16 protein-coding genes are annotated in these 14,742 nt (G+C 66.3%); 10 read left to right on the plus strand and 6 right to left on the minus strand.

Features of this window, described 5'->3' with window-relative positions; all coding sequences use genetic code 11:
* The first annotated feature begins 354 nt into the window (after positions 1-354).
* Both AC3WUT_RS15440 and AC3WUT_RS15445 read left to right on the plus strand, forming a co-directional pair.
* The gene (locus AC3WUT_RS15440) at positions 355-675 is read left to right on the plus strand and encodes a DUF3579 domain-containing protein (RefSeq protein WP_492347964.1); all 321 of its coding nucleotides are present in this window, start codon (positions 355-357) and stop codon (positions 673-675) included.
* Between the two features lie 72 nt (positions 676-747).
* Positions 748-1,971 (plus strand): mechanosensitive ion channel family protein, encoded by a 1,224-nt coding sequence (locus AC3WUT_RS15445; protein WP_492347965.1) that lies wholly within the window; start codon positions 748-750, stop codon positions 1,969-1,971.
* 148 nt (positions 1,972-2,119) lie between these two features.
* Here AC3WUT_RS15445 and rpsT read toward each other — a convergent pair whose 3' ends face one another.
* Complete coding sequence (gene rpsT / locus AC3WUT_RS15450; RefSeq protein ID WP_027478026.1) at positions 2,120-2,419, minus strand: 30S ribosomal protein S20; 300 nt, start codon at positions 2,417-2,419, stop codon at positions 2,120-2,122.
* 111 nt (positions 2,420-2,530) lie between these two features.
* Here rpsT and murJ point away from each other — a divergent pair, with 111 nt between their 5' ends.
* Positions 2,531-4,096, plus strand: coding sequence for a murein biosynthesis integral membrane protein MurJ (gene murJ / locus AC3WUT_RS15455; RefSeq protein ID WP_492347966.1), 1,566 nt, complete (start codon positions 2,531-2,533; stop codon positions 4,094-4,096).
* An 86-nt stretch (positions 4,097-4,182) separates the two neighbouring features.
* A complete protein-coding gene (locus tag AC3WUT_RS15460; RefSeq protein ID WP_492347967.1) occupies positions 4,183-5,034 on the plus strand; it encodes a SirB1 family protein in 852 nt (283 codons plus the stop codon).
* Positions 5,035-5,068: 34 nt separating this feature from the next.
* Here the strand turns inward: AC3WUT_RS15460 and AC3WUT_RS15465 are convergent, their stop codons facing one another.
* The 4 genes from AC3WUT_RS15465 to AC3WUT_RS15480 form a co-directional block, all read right to left on the minus strand.
* A complete protein-coding gene (locus AC3WUT_RS15465) occupies positions 5,069-6,094 on the minus strand; it encodes a GlxA family transcriptional regulator (RefSeq protein ID WP_492347968.1) in 1,026 nt (341 codons plus the stop codon).
* Entirely contained in the window at positions 6,094-6,732 is a 639-nt protein-coding gene (locus AC3WUT_RS15470; protein ID WP_492347969.1) for a DJ-1/PfpI family protein, read from the minus strand. Before AC3WUT_RS15470 ends, AC3WUT_RS15465 begins: the two co-directional genes overlap by 1 nt.
* Positions 6,729-7,295 (minus strand): isochorismatase family protein, encoded by a 567-nt coding sequence (locus AC3WUT_RS15475; RefSeq protein ID WP_492347970.1) that lies wholly within the window; start codon positions 7,293-7,295, stop codon positions 6,729-6,731. The genes AC3WUT_RS15470 and AC3WUT_RS15475 overlap by 4 nt, the downstream gene beginning before the upstream one ends.
* Before the next feature lie 125 nt (positions 7,296-7,420).
* Positions 7,421-8,293, minus strand: a complete 873-nt coding sequence (locus AC3WUT_RS15480) for an EamA family transporter (protein WP_492347971.1) — start codon at positions 8,291-8,293, stop codon at positions 7,421-7,423.
* Positions 8,294-8,368: 75 nt separating this feature from the next.
* Between AC3WUT_RS15480 and AC3WUT_RS15485 the strand changes: the two genes are divergently transcribed.
* Positions 8,369-8,884, plus strand: coding sequence for a MarR family winged helix-turn-helix transcriptional regulator (locus AC3WUT_RS15485; protein ID WP_492347972.1), 516 nt, complete (start codon positions 8,369-8,371; stop codon positions 8,882-8,884).
* Positions 8,885-8,959: 75 nt separating this feature from the next.
* On the opposite strand, the gene purM is transcribed toward AC3WUT_RS15485, so the two are convergent.
* Positions 8,960-10,006, minus strand: coding sequence for a phosphoribosylformylglycinamidine cyclo-ligase (gene purM / locus AC3WUT_RS15490; protein WP_492347973.1), 1,047 nt, complete (start codon positions 10,004-10,006; stop codon positions 8,960-8,962).
* A 95-nt stretch (positions 10,007-10,101) separates the two neighbouring features.
* Between purM and AC3WUT_RS15495 the strand changes: the two genes are divergently transcribed.
* Genes AC3WUT_RS15495 through folK form a run of 5 tightly spaced genes read left to right on the plus strand, consistent with a single transcriptional unit; the run spans position 10,102 to position 14,733 of the window.
* Positions 10,102-11,172 (plus strand): AI-2E family transporter, encoded by a 1,071-nt coding sequence (locus AC3WUT_RS15495; protein ID WP_492347974.1) that lies wholly within the window; start codon positions 10,102-10,104, stop codon positions 11,170-11,172.
* 26 nt (positions 11,173-11,198) lie between these two features.
* On the plus strand, positions 11,199-11,885 hold the full coding sequence (hda, locus tag AC3WUT_RS15500) for a DnaA regulatory inactivator Hda (RefSeq protein ID WP_492348124.1): 687 nt from the start codon (positions 11,199-11,201) through the stop codon (positions 11,883-11,885).
* A gap of 47 nt (positions 11,886-11,932) precedes the next feature.
* Entirely contained in the window at positions 11,933-12,607 is a 675-nt protein-coding gene (locus AC3WUT_RS15505; RefSeq protein ID WP_492347975.1) for a histidinol-phosphatase, read from the plus strand.
* Entirely contained in the window at positions 12,604-14,238 is a 1,635-nt protein-coding gene (gene pcnB / locus AC3WUT_RS15510) for a polynucleotide adenylyltransferase PcnB (RefSeq protein WP_492347976.1), read from the plus strand. The genes AC3WUT_RS15505 and pcnB overlap by 4 nt, the downstream gene beginning before the upstream one ends.
* Before the next feature lie 18 nt (positions 14,239-14,256).
* A complete protein-coding gene (gene folK / locus AC3WUT_RS15515) occupies positions 14,257-14,733 on the plus strand; it encodes a 2-amino-4-hydroxy-6-hydroxymethyldihydropteridine diphosphokinase (protein WP_492347977.1) in 477 nt (158 codons plus the stop codon).
* Positions 14,734-14,742: the final 9 nt, after the last annotated feature.

Consider the following 14,742-nt stretch of genomic DNA (forward strand, 5'->3'; position numbering starts at 1 on the left):
AAAAACCAGGGCTCGCTCTATAAAGGCGTGTCGGTCGGGCTTGGCATCGGTCTTGCGATGCCTTTCAGCCTGTGACGGGATGAATTCCCGGGCAGGCCTGAAGGGCATTTCGCTTGGCGGATTTCGAGCCCGGCTGGGTGCCAGCGGGGCCGGTTTGTGGCCGGTAGCTCAGCGACTGTCAAACCGCTGAAACGCAATTCTAGGCGCTGCTTGGCGAAGCTTTTTTGACCATTTCGCATTACAGCAATGCATGTCGTCAGGTGGTTTTTAGTCTTATATAAGATAGAATACTCATGCTGAACCGGCCAGTGATCCTGGCTGAGCTTCTTCCAACCCCCACAAGCCCTCACCCCCATGGTTTCTGATTCCGCCAAAGAAGTCTTCATCCAGGGTCTTACCCATGATGGCAAGACCTTCCGGCCCAGCGATTGGGCAGAGCGCCTGGCGGGGGTCATGAGTCAGTTCCGCCCTGGTGGGGCGCATCCGGGCAGTCACCTGAGCTATTCGCCCTGGTGCATCCCGACCACACTCAACGGGGTCAAGTGCGTGGTGGTGCATCGGGATCTGCGCGATTTCGAGCCCATGGCCTGGGATTTCGTGCTGAATTTCGCCCGTGACAACCACCTGCAGGTGGCCGAGGCCTGCCTGGTTCCCGACGCGCCCTCCAAGCCCTGAGCTGGCTGATTTGCGTCAGGTGCTTGCATTTGTAACGCAGGCGGACCATTCGACTCTCCTATCATCGGTCGCATGACGACCCATCTGATTCTTGCCTGCGGTTTGGCGGCACTCGAAACCGGTTTGCTGCTGGGGATCCTGTGGGGGATCTGGCGACTGGCGGCGCGATTGCGTCATTGGCTGGACGATTCCTTGGTGCGATCTGCCGACGAGGAGGCCGGGGATCACCACACAGAGGCCCATCCGGATCGCTTGGCGCTGCCTGTGCGTGTGCCTGGCTGGATGCCCTATCTGCGCTCGCTGCTGGCCCGGATCGTCGAGTTGATGGCGGTCTTCCTGTCCGCGGCCTTGTTGTTCTCCTGGCTGAGTTCGGTGTTGCTGCTGTTTCCGATCACCGAGGCCGTGGGGCAGCGGCTGGGTAGTTTTCTGGGTGATGCGCTGTCCACGGTGGGGCATGGGCTGCTCAAACAATTGCCTGGTCTGATCGTGGTGGTGGTGATCGTGGCCCTGGCGCAGGCTGCGGTTCAGGCGTCCAACACCGTGTTCCGTGCGGTGTCGCGGCGGCAGTTGCAGTTGTCTTCGATCCATCCGGAGACGGCCTCGGCCACTCGGCGCCTGGTGGCATTGGCCATCTGGGCCTTTGCGGTGGTGGCGGCCTACCCCTATTTGCCCGGCTCGCAGAGCGAGGCCTTCAAGGGCTTGTCTGTGTTGTTGGGAGCCATGGTGACTTTGGGCTCCAGTGGGGTGGTGAACCAGCTCATGAGTGGCCTGGTCCTGGTGTATTCGCGGGCCCTGCGGGTGGGCGACCATGTCGTGATTGGGCAAGGCACCGATGCTGTCGAGGGTGTGGTGCAGCAGGTGGGCGGGCTGGCGACCAAGCTGGTCAACGTGCGCAATGAGGAGATCACCATCCCCAATGCGGTGCTCATGAGCAACGCCATCAAGAACTATTCCAGGCTGTCTGGTACCTCGGGCACCCTGTTCAGTACCCGCATCAGCATCGGCTACGACGCCGAGTGGCGCCAGGTGCATGCCCTGATGTTGCAGGCCGCCAGCCGCACACCGGGCCTACGCCCGGACCCCAGGCCCTATGTGTTGCAACGGGCGTTGGGTGATTTCTATGTCGAATACGAACTGCTGGCTCATCTCGACAGGCCGCTGCAGCGGCTCCTGGTGCTGTCGCACCTGCATGAGAACCTGCAGGATTGTTTCAATGAGGCCGGGGTCCAGATCATGTCGCCGCACTTCATGGTGCAGCCGGCCCAGCCCGTGATGGTTCGGCGCGACGCGCCATGACCCTGCTCGGCTCTCAGGCATGACGCAAAAACGACAGACAACAAAAAACCGCCCGTAGGCGGTTTTTGCTTTGCTGACAGCGCACCCGTGGCAAACGGCGGACAGATCGCTTTGAAAGCGGCCCGTCCGGGCTGTTTTACCTGATAACTCAGGCGGCGAGGGCCAGGGCCTTCACCTTGGCGGCCAGGCGGCTCTTGTCGCGCGCGGCCTTGTTCTTGTGGAAGATGCCCTTGTCGGACACGGTGTCGACCACGCTCTGGGCCTTGGCAAAGGCTTCAGCAGCCTTGGTCTTGTCGCCGGCGGCGACGGCCTTTTCGACGTTCTTCACAGCGGTGCGGTACTTGGAGCGCAGCGAGGTGTTGGCGGCGTTGATCTTGACGTCTTGGCGAACGCGCTTGCGGCCGGAGGCCAGACGCGGGTTCTTTTTCTTGGGCTTGGTAGATGCCATTTTTTAAATTCCTTGTGTGTTTGGAGATGTTGCCAGCAAAGCCCGCGATTGTAGCCCAAGTGTCATGAAGCGTCCAAGATTGGCGCCTTGTACTGCGCATACACTTGGTGCGTGACCCTTTTCAAAGCCGCCTCTACCGTTTCGCTGCTCACGCTGGCGTCCCGAATCACCGGTCTGGTGCGGGAACTGCTGGTGGCTTCGGCCTTTGGTGCCAGCGCGATGACCGACGCCTTCAACGTGGCGTTTCGCATTCCCAACCTGTTTCGGCGCTTTTTTGCCGAAGGCGCGTTCAGCCAGGCCTTCATTCCGGCGCTGGCGGCCAGCAAGGAGCAGCACGGTGAGGAAGCCACCCGGCGCGTGATCAGCCAGGTGGCCACGGTGCTGGCCTGGGCCTTGGTGGCCACCTGTTTGCTGGGCGTGCTGGGCGCGCCCCTGATGGTCTGGGGCATGGCCAGCGGCCTGCAGCAAGACCCGGCGGGTTATGACGCGGCCGTTTTCATGACGCGCTGGATGTTCCCCTACATCGGCTTCATGTCGATGGTGGCGCTGTCGGCCGGGGTGCTCAACACCTGGAAGCGCTTTGCCGTGCCGGCCGCCACGCCGGTGCTGCTCAACCTGTCGATGATCCTGGCGGCCTGGCAGGGGGCGCCCTGGCTGGCGCGCATGAACATCGAGCCCATTTTTGCCATGGTCGGTGGGGTGATGCTGGGCGGTGTGTTGCAGCTGTTGGTGCAAGTGCCGGCCTTGCGTCGTCTGGGCCTGTTGCCGCGCATCGGCTTGAGCTGGCGCCAATTGCGCCAGGCCTGGCGCGACCCAGCCACCCAACAGGTGGTGGGGCTGATGCTGCCGGCCTTGCTGGGCGTGGGCGTGGCTCAGATCTCGATGATGATCAACACCCAGATCGCCTCGCACCTGGCTCCCGGCAGCGTGAGCTGGATCACCTATGCCGACCGGCTGATGGAGTTCCCGACCGCGATGCTGGGCGTGGCACTGGGGGTGGTGCTGATGCCACAGCTGGCGGCCGCAAGATCGCGCAAGGACACCGCAGGGTATTCCGACCTGCTCGACTGGGGCTTGCGCCTGGTCATGCTGATGTCGGTGCCCAGCGCCGTGGCCCTGCTGACCTTTGCCAAGCCCCTGGTGGCCACGCTGTACCACTACGGCCATTTCAGTGATCGCGACGTGTTGCAGACCACCACGGCCCTGATGGGCTGGGGCGTGGGCCTGGTGGGCGTGGTGGCGATCAAGGTGCTGGCACCGGGCTACTTCGCCAACCAGGACACGCGCACGCCGGTGCGCATTGCCATCGGCGTGCTGGTGCTGACCCAGGTTTTCAACTACCTGCTGGTGCCTTATCTGCAGCACGCCGCACTCACCCTGTCGATCGGGCTTGGGGCGCTGGTGAATGCGGCATGGCTTCTGGTCGGCCTGATGCGCCGGGGTTCCTACCGGCCGCTGCCCGGCTGGGGCCTGTTCATGCTGCAGGTGGTGGCGGGCAGTGCGGTGCTGGCCATCTTCCTGATCTGGGCGGCCAACAACTACGCCTGGCTGACGCTGCGCGACACCCCCTTGGTGCGGGTGGCGCTGCTGGGCGGGGTGATGCTGGGCGCCATGTTGATCTATTTCGGCGCCTTGTGGGCCGCCGGGCTCAAGTTGCGACATCTGCTGCGGCGTTGATCTGCGGCGTTGACCCGGGGCCAGGCCTGCCGGCCGGTTGGCGTTGCGGGCTTGACGGTCGTGTTCACCCCATTTAAAACCTGACCATGGAACTGCGTTTTTCCACTCCCACGCCCTTGGCGTATTTCCGTACGCTGGTGCAGAGCGACGAGCAATTTCCGCTGCTGGAGGCCGTGGCCAGCCTGGGCCACGACGAGTACCCCGAGCTGGACGTGCAGCAGGTGCTGGGCGACGTTGATCAGTTGCAGGCCCGGCTGCGTCGGCGCATGGCCGCCGATGCCGGGGCCATGCAGAAGCTTCAGGTGCTCAACCAGTTCTTTTTTGCCGACCTGGGTTTTGGCGGCAACCTCAACAACTACTACGACCCCGACAACAGTTACCTGCACGCCGTGCTGCGCACCCGTCAGGGCATTCCCATCTCGCTGGCGGTGTTGTGGCTGGAGCTGGCCCAGGGCTTGGGGTTGCAGGCCCAGGGTGTGGGGTTCCCGGGGCATTTCCTGGTCAAGGTGAACCTGCCTGAGGGGCAGGTGGTGATCGACCCGTTCAATGGCCAGTCACTCGGGCGCGAAGCCTTGTCCGAACGGCTGGAGCCCTTTCGGCACCGCAGCGGCCTGGGCGACGATTTCGAGGCCCCGCTGGGCCTGTACCTGCAGGCCGCGCGGCCGCGCGATGTCGTGGCGCGCATGTTGCGCAACCTCAAGGAGATCCACCGGGCCCAGAAAGACTGGGAGCGCCTGGTGGCGGTACAGAACCGCCTGGTGATTCTGCTGCCCGATGCCTGGATCGAGTACCGCGACCGCGGTCTGGCCTTGGCCGAGCAAGGCCAGGATGCGCTGGCCCGCGAAGACCTGCAGACCTACCTGCGCCATGCCCTGGACGCGATGGACGTGGCCGAAGTGGCCGATCGGCTGGCCAGTCTGCGCCCCTCGGGGGCCTGAACCTGGCCGGGAAGTCCGTCCTCAACCCGCGCCTTCAACCCGCGCCAGACAAGCCGGAGGGCAGGCCGGCCATGCCCAGGTCATGCCAGGTGCGCCGCAACTGGGTGTCTGAGCTGAAGCCCGCCATCGCAGCAGCCTGGGTGACGTTGTGACCGGATTGCAAGGCCGCCTGGGCCACGGCCAACCGTAGCTGGCGCAGATAGGCCAGCGGGGCGATGCCTGCATGTTCGGCGAACAGCCGGCCCAGGTGCCGGGCCGAGGTGTGGGCCACATCGGCCATGCGGGGCACGGTCCAATCCAGCTGTGGCGCCTGGCTGACGGCATCCTGCACGCGGTGCAGCGCCGGGTGCAGGTGGTTGCGGTGGTTCAGAAAGGGCGACAGCTCCGGGTCTTGCGGGCCGCGGCGCAGCGCCACCACCAGGGTCTGGGCCACGAGGGCGGTCACGGCCGGTCCGCATTCTCCGGCAATGCGGTGCAACATCAGGTCGATGCCCGTGGTCACACCGGCGCTGCTGCTCAGGGGCGGGTCGAGCACAAAGACCCGGTTTTGCACCACCTCGCAGCGGGGCTCTGCTTCGCGCAGTTCGTCCAGGTGCTGGTGGTGGGTGGTGGCCCGGCGCTGGGCCAGCAGGCCCGCATGGGCGGCAATCACAGCACCGGCGCAGACGCACAGCAGCTCCAGCCGATCGGGGGCCAGCCGCAGGCCGCGCAGCCAGTGCAGCACGGCCCGGCCCTCGGCATGGTCCAGGTCCAGCCGGCGCCCGGGTTGTCCCACCAGCACCACCCAATCGCAGCGGGTGGCAGCGCCAGCCTCGGCCTGCGCCGTCGGCTGCAGCTCGGGCAAGGGCTCGATCTGGCTGATGCAGGCCCCGACCGAGCTGCGCGCATCGGGGCTGGGCCCCACGAAATGCAGCTCGAACAGCGCCTCCTGTCCCTGGGCCAGCAGCACCTGATTGGCGATGCGCAAGGCCTCGGCCGGCCCGGCCCAGTCGAGGATCAGGCTGTCGGGCAGCAGCACGAAATGCACCGCCACCCGCCGCGGCTGTCGGGTTGCAGGCATCAGCCCGCCTGAGTCAGCCATCGGTAGTCCATCTGATGTGCGGTGCGCTCTGCCAGGGCCTGCCCAGCCAGGCGGGCCACCAGGTGCAGACTCATGTCGATGCCCGCGCTGATGCCAGCCGAGGTGAGCAAGCTGCCGTGTTCTACCCAGCGCACACCTGCTCGCACCTGCAGGGCCGGGTGCTGGCGATGCAGGTCGTCCAGGTCTTCCCAGTGGGTGGTCACCGGCTCGTCGTGCACCACGCCGGCGCTGGCCAGGATGAACACCCCCGTGCACACCGAGGCCGTGAGCCGGGCGTGGCGCGCGGCCTCGGCCACCCAGGCCAGGGTGGCCGGGCAGCGAGCCGCCTGGTCAACCACCCCACCGGGCACCACCAGCACGTCGGGCCGTGGGCATTGGGCAAAGCTGCGCGAGGCCTGGATCACCAGCCCGGCACGGGCCCGCACGGCCTGGCCCTGGTGGCTGATGCAGTGCACCTGCCAACGGCTGGCCTCGTGCAGGCCGGTGCTGGCGCCGGGCTCAGCCATTCGGCTGGCCATGCGGGCCGCGGTGGTGAACACCTCGTAGGGTCCGGCCAGGTCCAGCACCTCGACCTCGTCAAAGCCCAGGATGCCGATCTGCAGCGCCGCCTCGCTCATGCGGCCTCCGTGGCGCGTTGCAAGGCTTCGTCGACGCTGCACAGGGTGCAGAAGCGGCCTTGCAGCACCGTGCCGGTGCGCAGCTTGATGTCGGCGGCGCTCAGGGTGCTGCCGTCGGGCTGGGTCATGTCCCAGGTCAGGGTGGCCTCGGTCACGTAGTCGACCGTCCAGCCCAGGTCCGAGGCGTGGCGGGTGGTGGTCTCGCAGCATTGCTCGGTGCGGATGCCACTGATGATCAGCCGCCCCACCCCGTGGCGGGTCAGCCACACGTCCAGCCCCGTACCCACCAGGGCGCTGTGCCGGTGCTTGATGAAAGTGGCTGCGGGTTCGAAAGCGGCCAGGCCCTCCAGGGGTCGTACCTGGCCGGAGGCCTGTGCAAACGGGTTGCTGGCCACTTCGGGCCCATCGCTGTGCAGCACGCGGATCACCGGCAGGCCCTGGGCCACAGCGCCTTCGATCAGGGCGTTCTGCGCGGCCAGGTAGGCCGGCAAATCATGTTCGGTGAAGAAAGGGCGATGCCGGAAAGACTCTTGCACATCGATCACGATCAGGGCGGTGTTCATTTTCAGACTCCATCAAGGTGGTTTGGAGCTTTGATTTTTCCCAGTTTCATGGGGATTGGCCGCTCAGGTCAAGACCGGAATCGATCATTTTCAGACTTCATGATCAGACGTCTGGCGAATCGTCCTTACCGCTTCGGGGCGCTTGCCCATTGCACGGTCAGGATGCTGCCGAACACCAGCACCAGGCCCAGCAGCGACCAGCCCGTCATGGCCTGGCCCAGCCAGACCCAGCCCAGCACCACGGCGGTGAGCGGGCTCAGCAGGCTCAGCGAAGACACCGCCACCGAGGGCAGGCGGGCAATGCCGCGAAACCACAGTGAATAGGCCAGCAAGGCCCCGACCAGCGACAGGTAGGCATAGCCCAGGCCGGCGGTCCAGCCCAAGGTGGGCAGGGGTGGGTCGATCGCCCAGGCCAGTGGCGCCAGGATCAGGCCGCCCAGCAGCAATTGCCAGCCCGTGAAGGCCAGCACGGGCAGGTCGGTGCGCCAGCGCCGGGCCAGCAGGGTGCCTGCCGCCATGCAGGCCGTGCCGGCCAGCGCGGCGCCCAGGCCCACCGGGTTCCAGCTGGCTGTGGGCGACAGCAACAGGGCCGCCATGCCGAACACCCCCAGTCCAGCCGCCCCCAGGGCCAGCGGCATCGGCCGTTGCCGGTCCAGCAGCCAGGCCAGGCCCATCACCAGCAAGGGCTGGAGGGCGCCCACCACGGCGGCCAGCCCCCCGGGCAGGTGGTAGGCCGCGATGAACAGCAAGGCCTGGAAGAAGCCGATGTTCAGGGCCGACAGCAACAGCAGGCGCCCCCAGTCGCCGGCCCGCGGCCACTGGCGGCAGTAAAGCGTCAGCAGCAGGCCGGCCGGCAATGCGCGCAGCAGAGCGGCAGTGAAGGGGCGATCGGGTGGCAGCACCTCGGTGGTCACCAGGTAGGTCGTGCCCCAGATCATGGGGGCCAGCGCGGTCAGCAGGGCGTCGCGCCAAGGGGACGAGGGGGTGTTTTCAGGCATATTTATCTCTACTTCAAGATAAATAAGCGTAGCAGATAATCTTGAGATCGAGATAAAACCCTGTCAGGAGTGAGCATGTCCCCCCTTGAAAACAGGCCGCCGGATGCGGTCGATGCCATCCTGGCGCAGTGGCATCAGGAGCGCCCTGACCTGGATGTGAGCCCCATGGGCTTGATCGGGCGGCTCAAGCGCTGCGAGGTCTTGATGCGGCGCAGGCTGGACGAGAAGTTCGCCGAGTTCGGTCTGGCCGGCTGGGAGTTCGACATGCTGGCCACCTTGCGCCGCTCGGGCGCGCCGTACTGCCTGGCGCCAACGGCCTTGTTCTCCGCCATGATGGTGAGCTCGGGCACGATGACGCACCGCCTCAAGGGCCTGGAGTCTGCCGGCTGGGTGCAGCGTGTGGCCAACCCGGAGGATGCGCGCAGCACCCTGGTGCAGCTCAGCGAGGCGGGGCTGCAGCTGATCGACCGGGCCGTGGCGGCCCATGTCGACAACGAACACGCGCTGCTGGCCGCCCTGTCAGCAGCCGAGCAGCAGGCGCTGGACGAGGGGCTGGCCCGCTTGCTGGCCTCGCTGGAGCCAGCCCCATGAAAAAACCAGCCTCGAGGGCTGGTTGATTCAGAAGCGGGCCATGCCGGGCCCGCTCGGTTCAGAAGGGCAGGGGCCTCAGGCCACCACGACGGCGGCACCGTCACCCCGCTCGGCGATGGCGCCGATGGTGTAGACGGTTTCGCCGGCAGCACGCAGCGTGGCGGCCGTGGCTTCGGCCTCAGCCGCATCCACCACCACCACCATGCCGATGCCGTTGTTGAAGGTGCGGTTCATCTCGATGTCGTCGATGCCGGCCACCTTCTGCAGCCAGGCGAACAGCTCGGTCTGCGGCCAGCTGCCCTTTTGCAGGTGGGCGGCCGTGCCTTCGGGCAGCACGCGGGGGATGTTTTCGAGCAGGCCGCCGCCGGTGATATGGGCCAGCGCCTTGATGGGGTGCTGGGCCAGGGCTTGCAGCACCGGCTTCACGTACAGGCGGGTCGGGGCCATGATGGCCTGCTTGAAGGGCTGGCCGTCCAGGGTGGCAGGCAGCTCGGTGCCGGCACGTTCGATCACCTTGCGCACCAGGCTGAAGCCGTTGGAGTGCACGCCGGCCGAGGCCAGGCCCAGCACCACGTCACCGGGCTTCACGTTCTGGCCGGTCAGGATCTTGGATTTTTCGACCGCGCCGACGGCAAAGCCGGCCAGGTCGTATTCGCCATCGGGGTACATGCCCGGCATTTCGGCGGTTTCGCCGCCGATCAGGGCGCAGCCCGACAGTTCACAGCCGCGGGCAATGCCGCCCACCACGGCGGCGGCCGTGTCCACGTGCAGCTTGCCGCAGGCAAAGTAGTCGAGGAAGAACAGCGGCTCGGCGCCTTGCACCAGCACGTCGTTCACGCTCATGGCCACCAGATCGATGCCCACGGTGTCGTGCATGTTCCATTCAAACGCCAGCTTGAGCTTGGTGCCCACGCCGTCAGTGCCGCTCACCAGCACGGGTTCCTGGTAGCGCTTGGGCACTTCGAACAGGGCTCCGAAGCCGCCGATGCCGGCCAGCACCCCTTCGCGCATGGTTTTCTTGGCCAGCGGCTTGATGCGCTCAACCAAGGCGTCGCCAGCGTCGATGTCAACGCCGGCGTCTTTGTAGGACAGGGGGGTGGAGGAGGTATTGGAGGAGCTCATTTGAAATGGACGGCACGGACAGGCGTGCACGGCGACTAGAATTTGAGGTGATTTTAAGGGGTGCCCCGCCCGGGCAGCCTGCAACCCCCACCTTCATGCATTTTTCCACCACTCAAAAACGTGCCTTTACCTGGGTCGGTCTGGCCCTGGCGGCCTGGCTGTTGCTGTGGGCGCTCAAGCCTGTGCTGGCCCCTTTCGTGGTGGCGGCCGTGCTGGCCTACGCCCTGACGCCCATGGTCAATTGGCTCGACGGCCTGGGGCGTGGGCGCATGCCCCGGGTGGTGGCGGTGGTATTGGTCGAGGTGGTGTTCATTCTGCTGGCGCTGGGCCTGGTGATGCTGATCGTGCCCATCCTCACCAAAGAGCTGCCCTTGATGCGCGATCAGGTGCCGCTGTTGTTTGACCGCCTCAACGCGCTGCTCAAGCCCCTGGCGGCGCAGTTCGGCGTCACGCTGGCGGTAGATGTGGACACGCTCAAGGCCTTGGTCCTCAAGTACCTCAATACCAACACCGAAGACTTGCTGACCCCGGTGCTGTCCTCGCTCAAGCTGGGCGGCAGCGTGGCCCTGGCCCTGGTGGGCAATGCCGTGCTGATCCCGGTGGCGCTGTTCTACCTGCTGATGGATTGGGACACTTTTGTGCATCGCCTGGTCGAGCTGGTGCCCCCCCGCCTGCGCGAGGGCTACGACAGCTTCATGGACGACGCCGATGAGGTGCTGGGCCAGTACCTGCGCGGTCAACTGCTGGTGATGCTGTTGCTGGCCATCTTTTACAGTGCGGGCCTGGCGGCATTCGGGCTGGACCTGGCCTTGCCGATCGGCATCTTCACGGGCTTGGCCGTGTTTGTGCCCTACCTGGGCTTCGGACTGGGGCTGGTGCTGGCCACCGTGTCGGGCCTGATGCAGTTTGCCTCGCTCAAGGCGCTGATCATGGTGGCCGTGGTGTTCGGCCTGGGGCAGTTCGTTGAAAGTTTCATTCTTACCCCCCGCCTGGTGGGCGAGCGCATCGGTCTGCACCCGCTGACCGTCATTTTTGCATTGCTGGCCTTCGGGCAGGTGCTGGGCTTTGTGGGCGTGCTGATCGCCCTGCCTGCCAGCGCCGTGCTGCTGGTGGCCGTGCGGCGACTGCGTTCGGGCTACCTGGCCAGCCGGCTCTACACGGGTTGAAGAGGGGCTGGGAAACACGCGTCATGATGAAGCAACTGGCACTCGACATCGGCCTGGCCACAGGTCCCACCCTGGACCGGTTTTTTGCCGGCCCCAATGAAGCGGCCTTGCGCCACCTGCAGCTGTGGACCGGCGACGGCGCCCACGAAGCCCAGCGCTCGCCCGTGCCCACCTACCTGTGGGGCGACAGCGGCTGCGGCAAGACCCACCTGCTCAAGAGTGTGCAGACCGCGTTGCGCGAGCAGGGGGCCCGTGTGGGCTGGCTCGATGCCTCGATCCACGAGCCCCCCGAGTTCGACGAAACCTGGGCTGCCGTGCTGATGGACGAGGTGCACCTCTACACCGCGGTGCAGCAGCACGCCGCCTTCAATTGGTTCGTCAATGCCCACACGCACCAGCGCTGGGTGCTGGCCGCCGGCGAGCTGCCGCCCGCCGACCTGAAACTGCGCGAAGACCTGCGCACCCGCCTGGGCTGGGGCCATGTGTTCCACCTGCACGTGCTCAGCGAGCCCGAACGCCGTGCCGTGCTGCGCCAGGAGGCCGATGCCCGCGGCATCTTTCTCGGCGACGAGGTGATGGACTTCATGCTGAACCGCTTTTCGCGCGATCTGGGCAGCCTCATGCAACTGCTCGACCAGCTCGACGGCTATGCCCTGCGCACCCAGCGCGCCATCACCATTCCCCTCATCAAGGCCATGCTCGAATCCGAGTGAGGCCGCTACCAGCACCCAAAGCATCCCGAATGCCAAGTCAGCCCCGCATGAAACTGGTTCTGTTCGACCTCGACCACACCCTGCTGCCCATCGACTCCGATTACGCCTGGGGCCAGTTCACCACCCGCATCGGCTGGACCGACCCGGTCGAGTTTGCCCGCCGCAACGACGAGTTCTTTGCCCATTACCAGGCCGGCACCCTGGATGTGCACGACTACGTGCGCTTTGCCATCGAGGCCGTGCGCGTCAAAGGCCCGCAGGCGGCAGCCGAGGCGCATGAGCGCTTCATGCAAGAGGTGATCCAGCCGGCCATCACACCGCAGGCGCTGGCTCTGCTGCGCCAGCACCAGGACGCGGGCGACACCGTGCTCATCATCACCGCCACCAATGAATTCGTCACCCGCCCCATCGCCCGCGCCCTGGGCGTGAGCGAGCTGATTGCGGTGCAACTGGCCCGCGATGAGCAGGGCTGGTTCACCGGCGAAATCGACGGTGTTCCCTCCATGCGCGAGGGCAAGGTGCTGCGCATGGAACAATGGCTGGCTGCGCGCCAGCTCGACTGGACGCAGGTCGAGAGCACTTTCTACAGCGATTCCACCAATGATGTGCCGCTGCTGGAGCAAGTGAATCACCCTGTGGCCACCAACCCTGACGACCGTTTGCGTACCCTGGCCCAAAGCCGCGGCTGGCGCATTCTGGACCTGTTCACCGAGACACCATGATCAAGAAGTTCATCGACAAATTGCTGGGCAAGGGCGCTGCGGCAGCCCCCAAGGCGGGCCGCCCCAAGTTCGGCAAACGCGAGGAGGTGCCCTTCAGCGAGCACGGCATCAACCCCGACCTGGTTGACCGGCGTGCCAACGACGTGGTGCACACCCTGAAATCCGCCGGGTACGAGGCCTACATCGTCGGCGGTGCGGTGCGCGACCTGTTGCTGGGCCTGCGTCCCAAGGATTTCGACGTGGCCACCAACGCCACGCCCGAGCAGGTCAAGAGCCTGTTCCGCCGCGCCTTCATCATCGGCAAGCGCTTCCGCATCGTGCACGTGGTGCATGGCCGCGGACGTGAGCACGAGGTGATCGAGGTCTCCACGTTCCGGGCCTACCTCGACAACACCGCGGCCGAGCAGGTCAGCGGCAACGAGCGCACCAGCAAGCAGGCCCTGGCCGGCATGACGCATGCGGTCGACGCCAGCGGCCGCGTGCTGCGCGACAACGTCTGGGGCCCGCAGGAAGAAGACGCCGTGCGCCGCGACTTCACCATCAACGCCATGTATTACGACCCCGAGGCGCAGGTGGTGGTTGACTACCACAAGGGCATCCAGGACGCCAAGAAGAAGGTCCTGCGCATGATCGGTGACCCCGCCACGCGTTACCGCGAAGACCCGGTGCGCATCATCCGCGCGGTGCGCTTCGCCGCCAAGCTCAGCCCGCTGGGTTTCGAGATCGAGCCCAAGACGGCGGCCCCTCTGCGCTCGTCGCAGACCCTGCTGGCCGACGTGCCGCAAAGCCGCTTGTTTGACGAAATGCTCAAGCTGCTGCAGACCGGCCACGCGCTGGCCACGATAGCCACCCTCAAGAAGCTGGGCCTGGAGCGTGGCATCTATCCGCTGCTGGATGTGGTGGTGGAGCGTGCCGATCAGCCCTTCGTGACGGCAGCCCTGCAAGACACCGACCGACGCGTGGGCGAGGGCAAGCCGGTGGCCCCGAGCTTTCTGCTGGCCACCGTGCTGTGGCATGACGTGCGCGAAGGCTGGGAGCAACGCCTGGCGCAACGCCAACACCCCTTCCCGGCGTTGCAAGACGCCATTGACGAGGTCTTCAATGCCCGCATCGGCGACGTGTCCGGTCGCGGCAAGCTGGCCGCCGACATGCGTGAGATCTGGGTGATGCAGCCGCGTTTTGAAAAGCGCACCGGCAGCGCCCCCTATGGCCTGGTCGAGCAGGCACGCTTCCGCGCCGGCTTCGACTTCATGCGTCTGCGGGCCGACATTGGCGAAGTGGATGAGGCCCTGGCCGAATGGTGGGAAGAGTTCAGCACCGGTGACGACACCACCCGAGAAGACCTGCTGGAGCAGGTGCGCGAAGAGCAGCGTGCACGCCAGAAGGCCAGTGCACCCAAGGTGCGCCGTGTGCCTCGCCCGGCCGAGCCGCGGGCTGAAGGCGAGCCTGCAGGCGCCAGCCGCGAGCCGGTCGCGGCCGCCCCGTCATCGTCCGAGCCCGCGCCAGACGGCGAGGGCGCCATCCCAGCACCGCGCAAGCGCCGCCGTCGCAAGCCGTCGGGTGCGCGGGGCGGCAGTCAGGGCGGGGGGCAAGGCGGCCCTTCCGACATGGGCGGCGACGCTCAGGGCTGAGGCCTGGATCTGAAAGCCATGACCGACACGCTTGCTTCGCCCGTGCTCGCCTGCATCGGCGTGGGCGGGAACCTGGGCGACGCCCAGGCCACCGTTCGCCAGGCCCTGGCCGACCTGGCCCAACTGCCGCACAGCCAGCTGCTCAAGGCCTCCTCCCTGTACCGCAGTGCCCCGGTGGATGCGGGCGGGCCCGATTTCATCAACGCCGTGGTCTTGCTGCAGACCCGGCTGGCGCCCTTGGCGCTGCTGCATGCCCTGCAGGCCCTGGAGCTGGCCGCCGGCCGCGAGCGCCCCTACCGCCACGCGCCGCGCACGCTCGATCTGGACCTGCTCAGCCATGGCGAGGCCCGGCTCGATGGTGCCGAGCTGACCCTGCCGCACCCCCGCATGCGCCAGCGTGCCTTTGTGCTGCTGCCGCTGGCCGAAATCTGGCCCGAGCAAGTGCCAGCTGCCGAACTGGCGGCGGTGGCCGATCAGGCCATCACGCGCCTTTGACGGCCTGAA

This window comes from Curvibacter sp. EU05-FHT14A10, assembly GCF_058791075.1.